The sequence below is a fragment of the Paenibacillus sp. Y301 genome, assembly GCF_059445505.1.
The window spans coordinates 113,260-126,957 of record NZ_JCAIUL010000006.1 but is presented as its reverse complement, the minus strand read 5'-3'; the positions used below and the strand labels follow the sequence as shown (position 1 = coordinate 126,957).

The 13,698-nt window shown below is 41.8% G+C and carries 13 protein-coding genes; 11 read left to right on the top strand and 2 right to left on the bottom strand.

Annotation, left to right across the window (positions count from 1 at the left end; genetic code table 11):
• The first annotated feature begins 161 nt into the window (after nt 1-161).
• The 4 genes from AC1D69_RS12485 (at nt 162) to AC1D69_RS12470 (ending at nt 5,632) form a co-directional block, all read left to right on the top strand.
• Entirely contained in the window at nt 162-1,349 is a 1,188-nt protein-coding gene (locus tag AC1D69_RS12485; RefSeq protein ID WP_495456487.1) for a nitric oxide synthase oxygenase, read from the top strand.
• 131 nt (nt 1,350-1,480) lie between these two features.
• Nucleotides 1,481-3,304 carry a glycoside hydrolase family 2 protein gene (locus AC1D69_RS12480; protein WP_495456486.1) on the top strand — a complete coding sequence of 608 codons (1,824 nt, stop codon included), beginning with the start codon at nt 1,481-1,483 and terminating at the stop codon, nt 3,302-3,304.
• Nucleotides 3,297-4,580 (top strand): MFS transporter, encoded by a 1,284-nt coding sequence (locus AC1D69_RS12475; RefSeq protein ID WP_495456485.1) that lies wholly within the window; start codon nt 3,297-3,299, stop codon nt 4,578-4,580. The genes AC1D69_RS12480 and AC1D69_RS12475 overlap by 8 nt, the downstream gene beginning before the upstream one ends.
• 35 nt (nt 4,581-4,615) lie before the next feature.
• Nucleotides 4,616-5,632 (top strand): DUF2804 domain-containing protein, encoded by a 1,017-nt coding sequence (locus tag AC1D69_RS12470; RefSeq protein WP_495456484.1) that lies wholly within the window; start codon nt 4,616-4,618, stop codon nt 5,630-5,632.
• A 40-nt stretch (nt 5,633-5,672) separates the two neighbouring features.
• Here AC1D69_RS12470 and AC1D69_RS12465 read toward each other — a convergent pair whose 3' ends face one another.
• Nucleotides 5,673-6,350 (bottom strand): lysoplasmalogenase, encoded by a 678-nt coding sequence (locus tag AC1D69_RS12465; protein ID WP_495456483.1) that lies wholly within the window; start codon nt 6,348-6,350, stop codon nt 5,673-5,675.
• 233 nt (nt 6,351-6,583) lie between these two features.
• Here AC1D69_RS12465 and AC1D69_RS12460 point away from each other — a divergent pair, with 233 nt between their 5' ends.
• The 4 genes from AC1D69_RS12460 to AC1D69_RS12445 all read left to right on the top strand — a co-directional run bounded on the left by AC1D69_RS12460 (nt 6,584) and on the right by AC1D69_RS12445 (nt 9,875).
• Nucleotides 6,584-7,561, top strand: a complete 978-nt coding sequence (locus AC1D69_RS12460) for an NAD(P)H-dependent flavin oxidoreductase (RefSeq protein ID WP_495456482.1) — start codon at nt 6,584-6,586, stop codon at nt 7,559-7,561.
• A gap of 38 nt (nt 7,562-7,599) precedes the next feature.
• Nucleotides 7,600-8,271: a hypothetical protein gene (locus AC1D69_RS12455; protein ID WP_495456481.1), complete on the top strand. Its 672-nt coding sequence runs from the start codon at nt 7,600-7,602 to the stop codon at nt 8,269-8,271.
• 380 nt (nt 8,272-8,651) lie between these two features.
• Complete coding sequence (locus AC1D69_RS12450; protein ID WP_495456480.1) at nt 8,652-9,407, top strand: SDR family NAD(P)-dependent oxidoreductase; 756 nt, start codon at nt 8,652-8,654, stop codon at nt 9,405-9,407.
• 33 nt (nt 9,408-9,440) lie between these two features.
• Nucleotides 9,441-9,875, top strand: a complete 435-nt coding sequence (locus AC1D69_RS12445; RefSeq protein ID WP_495456479.1) for a MarR family winged helix-turn-helix transcriptional regulator — start codon at nt 9,441-9,443, stop codon at nt 9,873-9,875.
• Nucleotides 9,876-10,144: 269 nt separating this feature from the next.
• Here the strand turns inward: AC1D69_RS12445 and AC1D69_RS12440 are convergent, their stop codons facing one another.
• On the bottom strand, nt 10,145-10,702 hold the full coding sequence (locus tag AC1D69_RS12440) for a TetR/AcrR family transcriptional regulator (protein ID WP_495456478.1): 558 nt from the start codon (nt 10,700-10,702) through the stop codon (nt 10,145-10,147).
• A 296-nt stretch (nt 10,703-10,998) separates the two neighbouring features.
• Between AC1D69_RS12440 and AC1D69_RS12435 the strand changes: the two genes are divergently transcribed.
• The 3 genes from AC1D69_RS12435 to AC1D69_RS12425 all read left to right on the top strand — a co-directional run bounded on the left by AC1D69_RS12435 (nt 10,999) and on the right by AC1D69_RS12425 (nt 13,591).
• Entirely contained in the window at nt 10,999-11,940 is a 942-nt protein-coding gene (locus AC1D69_RS12435; RefSeq protein WP_495456648.1) for an aldo/keto reductase, read from the top strand.
• Between the two features lie 168 nt (nt 11,941-12,108).
• Nucleotides 12,109-13,047 (top strand): helix-turn-helix transcriptional regulator, encoded by a 939-nt coding sequence (locus tag AC1D69_RS12430; RefSeq protein WP_495456477.1) that lies wholly within the window; start codon nt 12,109-12,111, stop codon nt 13,045-13,047.
• A gap of 64 nt (nt 13,048-13,111) precedes the next feature.
• Nucleotides 13,112-13,591 (top strand): GyrI-like domain-containing protein, encoded by a 480-nt coding sequence (locus AC1D69_RS12425; RefSeq protein WP_495456476.1) that lies wholly within the window; start codon nt 13,112-13,114, stop codon nt 13,589-13,591.
• Nucleotides 13,592-13,698 lie beyond the last annotated feature (107 nt).

Below are 13,698 nucleotides of genomic sequence, written 5' to 3'. Positions count from 1 at the left end.
GGGGTTTCTTGGTGTTTTTGAATGTGAACGTTGTTTAAATGGACACATCTTACAGATTGGATAGGGTATGGAGCGGCTATAAGATGAAGCAAATGTAACTCAAATGGTATAATGAACGAAATAATTCTGGTAAGACGGATCGAGATCAAGGAGTGAGTAGCGTGAATAACACGAACATCAAAGAGCTTAGTCAAAAGGCGGAGATATTCATTCGTCTGATGTATACAGAACTGGACAAGTCTGAAGCGGAGACGGAGAATCGCCTCCTAACGGTGCGTGAGGAAATAAATACAACGGGTACATACGTTCATACAGAGGAAGAACTGATGCACGGGGCACGAATGGCATGGCGTCACAATAGTCGCTGCATAGGTCGCCTGTTCTGGCACAAGCTTGAAGTTATTGATGCTCGCCAAGCAGAGAATGGGGAGCAGATTGCAAAGGCTCTGTTACAACACATAGAAAGGGCAAATAATGGAGGGCGTATTCGTCCTATAATCACGGTGTTTCGAAGTAGTGTGGACGCTGATCGGCGCATTCGTATATGGAACCATCAATTAATTCGTTATGCTGGTTACCCCGGCAGTGAGGGGCATGATCGTTCTGGTGATCCGGCATCTGATGAGTTCACGCGTGTATGTCAACAGTTAGGTTGGCAGGGATCAGGTGGACATTATGATGTGCTCCCGTTAGTTATTGGTATTGGTGATGCAGAACCACGGTTGTTTCCTATTCCTCAACACCTGATTCAGGAAGTGCGCCTAAGTCATCACGAAATTGAGCAATTTCCTGATCTTCAATTACGCTGGTATTCCGTACCTATTATTTCAGACATGCAGCTTGAGATCGGTGGAATTCTGTACACAGCAGCTCCCTTTAATGGTTGGTATATGGAGACGGAGATTGGTTCACGTAATCTGGGTGATACCGGGCGATACAACCTACTCCCAGCTGTTGCAGACTTGATGGGTCTGGATCGTTCTACTAACACGACGTTGTGGAAAGACCGAGCACTTCTTGAATTAAACCGTGCGGTGCTTCACTCCTTCAAGGAGGCAGGTGTCAGTATTGTTGATCATCATACGGCAGCTGATCAATTTGTTAAATTTCAACAACAAGAGAAGGAACGAGGACGTGAGGTATCCAGTCGTTGGTCGTGGCTTATTCCGCCGATGTCTCCATCGGCCACTCCAATCTGGCATGATCAATCCTTGAAGGAGCTTGACCTTAGTCCGCGTTATTTGTACCAAAAGGCGGCTTATGCTGACTTCCTTGAAGCGCTAGATGGTGCGCCTAACGGAGGGTTCGTGGCCATTCCTCCATTACTAATGATGATAATGACAGCATAATACTCTCTGTAGACCCAGCGGTGGAAATGGCGTGTCCTTTTAACCACAAAAAATCCATAAAATAGGTTAAAATGAGAATATATTTATCTATGATACATATCGATAATACGAATGTTCTTAGGAGGTTGATCATGGAAAGAACGCAAGATAAGGTCTGGCAACCTGTTGAGGGTAGCTTGATGACAAGATGGGCAAGAGAAGTAGATCCACAAAGGGTTCTGCCCGAATATCCTCGACCCCAGATGGTTAGAGATCAATGGATGAATCTTAATGGTCTATGGGAGTACGCGATACGCCCGCTAGAAGCCCTACAGGTTGACGAATATGAGGGTCATATTCTAGTACCATTTGCGATTGAATCGGCATTGTCGGGTGTACAGAAGCCGTTACTCCCTGATGAGAGACTGTGGTATAGAAGGACTTTTACCGTATCAGAGGCATGGAAGGATCAAAGGTTGTTATTGCATTTCGGAGCTGTAGATTGGAAAACAGAGGTATGGATTAATCAGCATAAGGTTGGAGAGCACATCGGGGGATATTGTCCATTTACGTATGATATTTCTGAATACCTGATCGATGGTGATAATGAGATGGTTGTTATCGTTTGGGATCCTACAAATACCTATGGACAAGAGAGAGGTAAACAGACATTAACACCCAAAGGATTATTCTATACGGCTGTATCGGGTATATGGCAGACGGTCTGGATCGAGCCTGTTCCACATTCCTATATTCAATCCTTTAGATTAACACCTGACATTGATGCAAATGACATTACAGTACATATTCAATCTTCTACAGAAGGACATCAGAAGATATCATTTGAGGCGACAGCCTATGAAGAAGGAACAGAAATAGCTTCAGGAATTTGTAAATATGGAGATGTTCTGAAACTGAACATTACCAATCCAAGATTGTGGAGCCCAGACTCACCCTTCCTCTATGAGATCAAGATCCGATTAATAGAAAATGGGGAATCGGTGGATACCGTTGATAGTTATTGTGGCATGAGACAATTTAGTGTTGAGCAAGACAATAAAGGTATGAAGCGGTTATGTCTAAATCATGAGCCATTATTTCAACATGGTGTGCTGGATCAGGGGTACTGGCCCGATGGGTTATACACGGCTCCAACGGATGAAGCCCTTGCATATGATGTGATCATGACGAAGAAGTTAGGATTTAATATGAATCGGAAACACATCAAGGTTGAGCCTGCACGCTGGTACTATCACTGTGATAAGTTAGGTCTGATCGTCTGGCAAGACATGATTAACGGTGGGGGAGGTTGGAACAATTTCCATCATATTATTCTTCCTAATTTTGTAAGCGGATACAAAGTTAATGATAAAAAGTACAAGGCGTTAGGTCGAGAGGATGAATCCAATCGCGAGCAATACAAGAAAGAACTCAAAGAAATGATCGATACGTTATATAACACGCCTTGTATTGGAATGTGGGTACCATTCAATGAGGCATGGGGACAATTCGACGCTGCAGAGACAGCAGCATGGGTGAAGTCTTATGACCCTACTCGTCCTGTGGATCACGCTAGTGGCTGGCACGATCAGGAGGTGGGTGACCTTAAAAGTGTCCATATCTACTTCCGCAAACTGAAAATGCCGAAGAAAATCAACAGTCGAGCCGTCGTGATCTCGGAATACGGTGGGTATGGCCTACTTGAGAAGGGGCATGTATGGCATGAGAATAAACAGTTCGGATATAAGAAGTGTAAGTCGAGAAAAGGATTGGTGGATGCTTACAGTACGTTAATTAATGACCAGTTAAAACCGCTCATTCCCAAGGGGGTGTCGGCGGCAGTATATACCCAGTTAACAGATGTTGAGACAGAGATTAATGGGATGATGACCTATGATAGGGAAATCGTAAAAGTGGATCAGCATGTGTTGAACGAAATACATAAAGACTGGGGAGCTAAAGCCAATCATGAATAATCGAATTTCCAGGAAGAACTGGGTACTCATATGGATTCTCGGAATGGCAGGACAAATCTGTTGGAATATTGAGAACTCCTGGTTTAACACCTTTGTATATGACAAAATTGCGAAGGACCCTTCGATTATTACGTGGATGGTAGCGGTGAGCGCTATCGTATCTACCATGACAACGTTCTTGATTGGAACATGGAGTGATCGCGTAGGTAAGAGAAAACCATTTATCGCTATCGGTTATATCTGTTGGGGGGTATTCACCATTGCTTTTGGAGCAACGGAATTCCTTCCGAAGAATCCCCTTTACGTTGCCATTGTCTTCATTGTAGCGGCAGATGCCATCATGAGTTTCTTCGGTTCTACCGGTTATGATGCCGCGTACAATCCGTGGACAACGGATATCTCGAGCGAACATAATCGTGGGAAACTCGGCGCTGCATTTGCAGCTATGCCCGTGATGGCTACCATTTTCGGTGCGGTTGTCTCTGGTATGATTGTGGATCACCTTGGCTTCTTTCCGTTCTTTATTATTATGGGTAGCGTCGTTACCCTGACCGGTATATTTACATTATTCTCACTTAAGGATTATCCCGGTCTGAAATCCAGAAGGAATCGTGAGGGATATTGGCATCAATTTGCCGAGGTATTCCACGTTAGAACCGTGATGAAGAACAAAGAACTATTCTGGGTGTTTGTCATCAATTGCGTGTATTTCATATCATTTAATGTTTACTTTCCGTATATCACGATTTATTTCAATAACTATTTGAATATGAGTTATACCTTATCGGGTGGCATACAAGCGATTGGACTTGTATCTGCTATTATGTTGACCATACCCGCAGCCAAAATGATTCATAAAGGAAAGATAGCGCGTATTATCTTATTTGCCGTCATTGCTAATTTCCTGGGTCTCATCCTTTTTAGCTTATCTTCGCAAATAGGTATGCTGTTGATCGCCACCTTTTGTGCCGGGATTGGGTATGTTTTGGTCATTCAGACGATCACCGCATGGGTGAAGAATCTATTTCCAGAGGATCAGAGGGGACAGTTCGAGGGCGTTAAGATGGTGTTTGCGGTATGCTTACCGATGGTCATTGGACCTTCGATTTCGAATATTATTATCCAACATTATGGCGTTCATATGGAGATAGATGGGATAGCAGGCATGGTACCAACCGAAGTCCTTTTTCTCGTCTCCGCATTTATAACCCTCTTTACATTGTTGCCACTCATTCCGGCGAGTAAAGAAGCGAAGAAACGTATGCGCAAGGCATAATACAATAAATAATCCAATCATATGGAGGTGTAGTAATGCAGAATCATATTCAATCTAATGGCCCACTACTCGGAAGTGATGGCTCTCTTCTACAGAGGGGATATTCTACGCAAGCCCAGTTAACGTATAACCGGAAACATATTAACGCGCCGCCCTGGCGGATTAAAGAGTGGGACTTCTATCAGGTCTCGAACGACGACTATTGCTTGCAGATGACGATCGGACACGTATCTTACGCGGGTAATATATCAGTTAAGTTGTTTGAATTCGCGACAGGTAAACATTATGAAATTTCAAAGATATTGGCTCTGCCCTTCAATCGTTTACATATGCCTGCATCAGCTGAACAAGGAGATTTGACGTATAAGGATAAAAATATGTTTATGCAGTTTCAGGTGTGGGAGGGCGGACGCAGACTAATATGTAAAGCTTCGGGAAAGAATTCTCCTACCATAGATCTTGATATCCAATTGTCCCAACCGGACTTAACATCACTGGTAATAGCTACACCCTTTGACGAAGATCCTGCTTATTTCTATTACAATCATAAAATAAACTGCATGCCAGCAAGTGGCGTGGCCAGGGTTGGAGATCAGGAATATCGCTTTGAACCGGATAGTTCTTTTGGTCTGATTGATTGGGGCAGGGGAGTATGGCCCTTTTCACAGAATTGGTATTGGGGAAATGGTAGCACTTACGTGGATGGCAAACGATTCGGGTTTAATATTGGTCATGGTTTCGGGAACACCTCATCAGCAACAGAGAACATGTTGTTCTACGAGGGTACGGCTCATAAGATTGGGCATGTGTACTTTGACTTGTCAGCGGGTGGCTATATGTCGAAGAAGACATTTAGTAGCGATGATGGAAGATTTGAAATGGAATTTACTCCGATCTACGATCAGATTACCCAAACCAAAATATTGTTCGTAGATAATAAGTGTCATCAGGTGTTTGGGACGTTTACAGGGCAAGCGATTCTGGATGATGGCAGGGTTATTGAAGTTAAAGATATGGTTGCGTTCACCGAGCATGCCATTAATAATTGGTGACCCGCAACCGCAACCGCAACCGTAACCGTAACCGTAATGCTTAGGACACGACCACCTCTTCAGTTATGACTGTCTCTTTATTCTTATGGTCTGCAAATGATCGAATACTGTAGGCCATAAAGAATTGAGCGGCATAATAGGTTGTCATAATGAGCACACCGGAGTGGGCAACAGGAGACACAAAGAGGTTCCACGATAAAATAGAATCGGAGATCGTAAATAATACACTTCCGATGATCGCCCATGTGTGACCGGTCATAATAGCAGACCATGTCATCAATGAAATCACGCTAATATAGAGAAGAACAGGCACGATTAAGGATTCATTATGGTCTAGTATCAATGCATGAACAATCTCCCAACCCATGATTGAGGCATATATGGCAAGTGGGACAATCGAGATGAATCGAAGCTTCGAGAAGCGCCAATTACTGAGAAAGCCTATCATATAAAACAGGTGTCCGATGAGAAATGCAGATAATCCAATGACAAACCAACGTAGTATACCATCACCGATCATACAAAAGAATAATCCGGTTAACAGTAACCAATGATAACGCCTTCTAGGGGTGGGCATTCGAGCGTATGCATACGCGATAATGAGCCACATCGGAATGAGTTTGAATAGAATTTTGACGATATGAGGATCAGATGGAATCAGAAAAATGTAGAGCAGGCTCATGAGTAAAATAAGTACAGGTAATCGTAATTTCTTCAAGAAATTGCTCCTTTGTCGTTCAAATGAAGGTTAACACTAAATATACCATAATTTATCTAACTTTTTTTAAAGTTAGGTTTTTTTGATTAGGATATGATTTAAGTGGAATTGTACAATCACATGCCATACCCTATCGTCAGACTGTGAGTTGAATCATATGATCATATTTCCAGATATAGTACTGTAAAATGTAATACAAAAATTGAAATATCTCAAGAACCGGTTTACATATCATGAAAGAGGTGTTCATATTGGAGCTTCCGATATTACAATTTGGCCATATTAAATCAAGAGTACCCATTATGCAGGGGGGTATGGGAGTCGGAATCTCCCTAAGTGGTCTGGCGGCTGCTGTAGCTAATGCAGGTGGGATTGGAACCATTTCAGGAACAGGCATATCTATAGAAGAATTAAGATTACATATTCGCAAGGCGCGGGAAGAATCCAAGGAAAGAATGGGATATATCGGAGTTAATGTCTTATTTGCTGTAAAGGATTTCGCGGAAAAAATGCAAGCTGCCTTGGAAGAAAAAGTGGATTTCATCATATCTGGTGCCGGTATTTCAAGAGATATGTATGCATGGGGTAAAGCGCATAATACGCCTGTCATTTCTATCGTTTCATCTGCAAAAGTAGCAAGACTATCTGAGAGATTAGGTGCTTCTGCTGTGGTTGTGGAAGGGCATGAAGCGGGAGGCCATTTGGGTACAGACCGGGCGTTATTTGATATCCTTCCAGAAGTTGTGGAAGCCGTCAAAATTCCGGTTATTGCAGCTGGAGGCATTATGACAGGTGGGGATATCGCTAAGGCTATGCAACTAGGCGCATCTGGTGTTCAGATTGGAACGCGGTTTGTGGCTAGCCATGAATGTGATGCTCCACTAGCTTTCAAACAGATGTATGTGGATGCACAGCAGGGTGATACGATATTGGTTAAGACGACGGTGGGATTACATGGAAGAGCGATAAAGAATCGATTAACAGATCTGATAAGTAATGAGAATACGAAACTACGCATAGAGAAATGCCATAAGTGCCTGAAAGTGTGCTCGTTTCGGTTTTGCACAATGGATAGTCTAAATAAATCCCTTGCAGGAGACGTTCAGAACGGGTTGGTTTTTGCTGGTTCGAGGGTGCATGAGATCAAAGAGATTAGAACCGTTCAACAAATCATTGACAAGCTTATGAATGAATGCAAGGAAGTACAGTAACGAAGTTATTCAAGGATCAATGTGACTCAAGGATCAGTGTGAACCAATCTCGGGAGACCGATGATTGGTTTTTCCTTGTTTGTAGGGTATGGGAAAACCTAGGTAGAACAGAGGACCCTGCCAACTTCCATATCGAGAAAGAATCACTTCGTCTGAATGGTCATGATGTGCTTAAGCTAACCCTTACTTCCAAGTGGAACAAGGACCGCTATTATTATCTTTGGCTGGACAAAGGGATAAGGTATCAGATCAACGAGTACTATACCGGAAATATAAATGATATGGCATTACAAGATGTGATTGCTTCTATGAGGTATCCTAATCAGCGGTTACTAGATCGTTATGTGAATAATGACCATATGATGATTGCGAATATTTACGATACAGGGGATATACAGCACGCGAAGAAGATTATTGGATTTACACCGAAATTTCCACAACTACTCCCAGGATCATTTAAGGCGAGCGGGGCATTTTTGACACTTAAGCTGAATTTTAGCTATCCGAAAGATGACGATGACTATAGACGAAGATTACTAACGATTCAGTATGACCATAATGAACCATCTGCAACAGGTATCGAAGGTATAGAATTTTCACAGATTCAGGATAACGGAATGTATGATGAAATGAAGAATGGGGATCAGGCATCCTTTTATCAAGTATCAAGCCGTTCTACAGGGCGAGGGGCAACAATCGGAAGAGGTTGAAATTGTAACCTACCTCATGAAAGAAGGCCCGGTTACGATTAAAAGTCTACAATAATTTAAGTTATATTTGCCGTTGCAGCGTGCTGCAGCGGTTTTTTTTTTGAGATAACAGTCTCTTAAATAATAATGTAATTGTAAACGGTAAATAAAAAACAACAAACAACATCCCTTTAAGCGAGATTTAAGGCCAATTTATATGCATTAAAGCACTCTAATTTGAAATAATAAGCGAAGAATCGAACGGATATTGTATGGTTGGAGTTTTTTCTTTTGTGGTATTATAATAGATACGTTATATTTTGATATTAAAAAGCTAGGTATTTTACTATTAAATAGTTTAATGTTAAAATAATGATTACAAAAAAAGGAGGTTTTTAAGAATGAATCGATTAGAAGGAAAAATTGCACTTATAACAGGTGGAGCTTCAGGTATAGGTAAAGGAATGGCTATGAGCTTTGTAAAAGAAGGAGCAAAAGTGGTTATTGTCGATCTCAATGAAGAAGTAGGTCAACAGACTGTTAAAGAGCTACAGGAGATTCAACCAGATTCCTTGTTCATTCAAGCAAACCTTGCAGAGCACGATAAACTTCAATCCATTGTGACTAAAGTAATCGAAAAGTTCGGTAAGTTAGATATATTAGTTAACAACGCTCATGCGTCAAACAGAGCACCATTGGAACAACTTACACAAGCAGATTTTGACTTGTCATTTAATACAGGGTTCTATCCAACCCTCTATCTTATGCAAGCAGCGTTACCTTACTTGAAAGAGTCCAAGGGGAAAATTATTAACTTTGCCTCTGGTGCAGGAATAAATGGAGATGCTACTCAGGGTGCTTATGCGGCAGCGAAGGAAGCAATCCGTGGGATTACACGTGTTGCGGCGAATGAATTCGGCCCATTTGGGATTAATGTCAACATCATTTCACCTATTGCGAATTCTCCTGGGGTACAGCAGTGGGCGAAGGCAGAACCTGAATATTACCAAGCTATGTTGTCCAAAATTCCACTAGGACGCCTTGGAGAACTTGAAGATGATATCGGTCGGGTAGCAGTCTTCTTAGCTAGTGAGGATTCAGACTATATCACAGGACAGACAATTATGGTTGATGGCGGTTCCATCAAACTTAGATAGTATAATCTTTCCGTCGATAAAAAGGAGACCATTTTGGAGCAAACCGATATTTTTAAATTGATACACACGGTGGAATTATTCACAAATGAAGTGATTCTTCAATGGATGAATTCCTTTGAACATAATATAGGGATTTCACCTATTCTTGTCTTGACTGAATTGAAATATAAAGGGATTCAAAAACATACCGTGTTAGCAAAGAAACTAGGATATAGCCCTGGTGCAATGACTAATATTGCGAATCGCTTAATTAAGCTAGGTCTTGCGGAGCGTAAATATAGTGAGGATGACCGGCGGAATGTATTCCTTTCAATTACAGACAAGGGTTTAGAGGTTCAGAGGGAAGCCCATAACAAGGGCAAAGAACTTCGAATTGAATTGTTCAAGGTGCTTAGTGAAGAAGAAGTACAACAGTTTATAAGTATTCATGAAAAGCTATTAAAGAACTTTGATAAAACCGACGAATAGGCTTCGGATGGATGAATCTAAATTCTATAAGGGGCTGTCCCATAAGTCATGAAAATGGCTGGGGGCACCCCATTTGTTTTTTTGTAGAAGAAGTTAGGTCTATTGAAGTCTGATTGCACACAAAAAACAGGTCATGGATAAACCATCTTGACCTGTTTTTTGTGTGCATCAGTTTTCTTGACAAGCAACTGGTGATTTTCAGTAGGAAAATCTGGCGCTGAACCACTTGGTCTGGAATTTCCGCATAATAGGGGACACAAGCTCTTTCACTAAACCTTAATGGCTTTCCAGCAAGCTTCAAGAGTCTGCTGAATCTGATATTCGTCTAAAGAATATTTACCTGCCAAATAACCTTTTATGACAGAATTGATCATTCCAGTGAAGAGTTGGCAACATAATATGATGTCCATTTCCCGAATAACGCCCTCTTTTTGTCCCTGTTCAATAATTGAAAAAATTTCAATGGCCGAGGGATCTAGCTTATTCCTCAATTCTTCGGAGATATAGGGTGACTCGCAATAATTCTCAATAAACGAAAGCTCCTTGGGGTAGCTGAGTGCATAGTCCATCGTGCTTTTTAGCATACCTTTTATTCTTTCATAGACAGTCAGACTGGGATCATTCCCCATCATAACTGCTTCTCCCATATGAGTACGAGCATTCATAAAGAGCTCACTAACCAATTCCTCTTTGCTTTTATAATAATTATAAAAGGTGCTAGAACCCACATTTGCCCTCTTAAAAATTTTTGAAAAGGTAACGGACTGCAAGCCCTCTTCGGTAATTAAATCAAGGGTTGCAACCAAAATGTCTTCACGTTTACTCATTTCGCACCTCGTCATGGAATAATTATTCTAATTAATTATACAATTTGATTAATACTGTGTCAATTTAAGGAATAAATATTCCATATTAATAGCGACTTTTTTTTAATAATAGCTATTTAACGTACAAAAAATATAAATTTAGAATATATTTTCTGATTTTATTGACTTTTTTATATTTAATTCCTATAGTGAAGTAGAATAAATATTCTAATGGAGGGGATAAGCAACAGAGAAACTTACCGGTCGTGTTCCATCAATATTATTTCTAGGAGGAAAATTAAATGAGATCCGAAGACATAACTAAAAGAAACCTTGGACGTGAGGGATTAGAAGTTTCAGCACTAGGACTTGGAACTATGTTGATGCCAAATAACGAGGAATCTGTTCGCGTCATTCATGAGGCGCTGGATATCGGCGTCACGATGTTTGATACAGCGGATATTTATGGTGAATTTGCGCAAGCGCGGTTTGGAGAAAACGAGAAGTTGGTAGGGCGAGCGCTTAAGTCTAGACGGGATAAAGCGGTGATTGCCACGAAATTTGGTGTAACGCATACCCAGGGGCCTAAAGGTGATCGGGCGTATATCAAAAAATCCGTAGATGCTAGTCTGTACCATCTCGGATTGGATTACATTGACCTTTATTATCAACACCGTTACGATCCGAATACCCCTATTGAAGAAACCATTGGAACGATGGCCGACTTAGTCAAAGAGGGGAAAATTCGTTTTATCGGTCTATCCGAAGCACCTGCTGATATCATCCGTCGTGCCCACGCCGTTCATCCCATTACGGCAGTGGAAACAGAGTATTCTTTGTGGAGCAGAGAAGTGGAAGATGAAGTACTTCCGGTTCTCAAAGAATTGGGAATTGGTTTTGTACCTTATAGTCCGCTGGGACGGGGATTCCTGACAGGACAAATTAAAAAGTTCGAGGATTTGGCAGAGGATGATTATAGACGAAATTATGAACGGTTCCAAGGCGATAACTTCATTAAAAATGTGGAAGTCGCAGCGCTGATTGAAGAGATGGCTTCAAAAAAAATGTGTACATCTGCTCAACTTGCATTGGCATGGCTGCTCGCCCAAGGAGACTTTATTGTGCCCATCCCTGGTACAACGCGAATAGACCGGGTGAAGGAGAATCTTGGCGCTCTGCAGGTTCAACTTACTCCAGCGGATTTCGAAGAAATTGAACGTATCTCTCCAAAGGGCTTCGCTGCCGGGGGACGGTTCTAAGTTTTACAGTAGCACTCACACATTAACATGGCTTATCAGAAAACTCCTATATAGGAGTTTTTTTGATTATTACCAACACGTTCAGGATGAGTCGCCATATCCTTTTTCATTCGTGAAAACCGTTATAATGGAAATAAAGCCACTACATATATAGCTAGGGGAGAAACTATGAAAATTGATCGCTTGTTAGCGATGACGCTGCTGCTACTCAATCGTGAACGAGTGAGTGCCAAGGAGTTAGCTGATCGTTTTGAGGTTTCAACCAAGACGATTTACAGAGATATGGAGACATTAGGACAATCGGGTATTCCTATTGTGGCATACCAAGGAACCTCAGGGGGATTTGAGATTATGGAGCAATACACGATTGGTCGCCAATTTCTGACGCTTAACGAAATTAATACGATGGTATCCGTAGTCAAAGGGATCAACACAGTAGTGGATGACGGTATGTTCTCCACCCTGCTTGAGAAGGTGAAGGGACTACTTAATAAAGCAGACACCAACCTCGTGGATCAATCTAAGACGGGAATTATCTTTGATTTCAACCCTTGGGGACAGAGTTCTTCCGCACGAGATAAAGTGAATAGATTAAGGCAGGCGATAGCTGAAACACGTAAGGTGAGAATTGAATATATGAACATGAATGGCACAGAAAGTGAACGAGTCATTGAGCCATCATCTTTGATCCTTAAAGGATATGTATGGTATCTTCATGCCTACTGCACGTTACGACAGGATTGGAGGGTGTTTCGGTTATCTCGTGTCATGGAGTTACAGACGTTGATGGAACAGGCTGAACACCGTGAGAAACCATCCTTAGATCGTTACGAATGGGACATCGAGTGGTCTAAGGAGATCAAGCGCGAGATCATTCTAACCTTTCAACGCGAGGTTCGTCATCGAGTCGCAGATTCATTCGATCCTGAGTCGGTTACCGTGTTGGAGGATGGCAACATGCGACTGAAGGCAGATTTCACGGAAGATGAATGGTTATATGGGATGCTCTTAAGTTATGGGCAGCATGTGAAAGTGGAGGAGCCAGTGAGTGTGGCGGAGGAAGTCGTACGACGCGCACAAAAAATTATAGAGCGGTATGTTAACTAAGACAGATAGGTGTCCACTTGTCCCGTGTATACTTAATGTATATCACAGGAAAAGAGGGATTTTCATGAACACCTATACCGTTCAAAAACCAGAAATCACACTGACAGGTGTTAGCGTACGTACGACAAATGCCGAAGAAATGGGTCCAAATGGGCGATTATCGAAGCTTTGGGAAAGCTATTTTCAGCGTGATATGGCGTTAGAGAAAGGGACCAACAAGCAATTTATCTATGCCTTATACACAGATTATGAGACTGACGCATCAGGTGCGTATACGGTTCTGATTGGACATGAAACGGCTAGTGACGCTGTTCTTACCGATTGTAACTATGCTCATGCGGTTGCCCCAGCGAGTAAGTATCTCGTATTTACGACTAAAAAGGGTCGAGTGTATGAAGTTGTCGCACAAGCATGGGGGGACATTTGGACATATTTCCAAGAGTCAGAGGAGGTAAGAACCTTTACTGGGGATTTTGAACTTTATGATGCTGCACATTTCGATCCTACCCATGCTGAGGTGAAAATTTATATTGCGATCCAATAATTCGTAGGCAGATTATAACATCATACTAGAAGAGGGAAACTGTTTAAGAGCAGAAGTGATGCTTAGGACGGTTTCTTTTTTTATGCTAAAATGAATCTGGTAAACCC